The sequence below is a fragment of the Bacteroides sp. 51 genome (assembly GCF_010500965.1).
Taxonomy (GTDB): Bacteria; Bacteroidota; Bacteroidia; order Bacteroidales; family Bacteroidaceae; genus Bacteroides.
Map to the genome: position 1 here is coordinate 1 of NZ_QVMI01000103.1, position 689 is coordinate 689.

A 689-nucleotide genomic window follows, 5' to 3' on the forward strand; every position below is an offset into this window, starting at 1 on the left:
GACACTGGTCGTTTTTAGGATAGAGGAAATGACTCAGCTTTGCGATAGTTTCTCCATGGAGAAGCTGTATAAAGCCCATGCGGGGGCTACAGACAACCACACTCCGCAAACACCGGGTTTCGGGGTATTGGAAATACATACACGCATATGGAATTTCCTGGATGAGATCAGCGAAAGGCTGGCCGACGGGATAAAGTGTAATATATATTTTGACCTGAAAATCAGGGAGTTCTTCTTCCTGCTTAAGGCGTATTATACCACACAAGAGGTAGCTGGCTTCTTCTACCTGATCCTCAGCGATGATACCGCATTCTCAGAGTATGTACGCTTACACCGCCATAAGTTCCGCAACGTAGAGGAAATGGCGAATTCCATGCATATGACTCCCCGGCAGTTCGGCACCAGATTCAAAAAGGCATTTAACCAAACGCCCTATAAATGGATGAAAGAGGCAAGGGCAAAGCTGATCAGGAAGCAGTTGATAAACACACATAAACCGGTGAAACTGATCGCACTGGAGAACGGATTCAGCGACATGGCGCATTTTACCAAGTTCTGCAAAAAGGAGCTGGGAAAGACGCCGACACAGCTAAAAGAGGACATTTCTTTATCCGAAGAAGGAATTGACAATAGAAACGACATATTTGACAAAGGCTAGTCCGGATTAATGTCCTATTTTTGCCCCTGAA

1 protein-coding gene is annotated in these 689 nt (G+C 45.6%); it reads left to right on the forward strand.

Annotated elements, in window-relative coordinates; translation table 11 throughout:
• On the forward strand, positions 1–658 hold a 658-nt coding region (locus tag D0T87_RS25225), incomplete at its 5' end, for a helix-turn-helix transcriptional regulator (protein WP_163178643.1).
• Between the last annotated feature and the right edge of the window lie 31 nt (positions 659–689).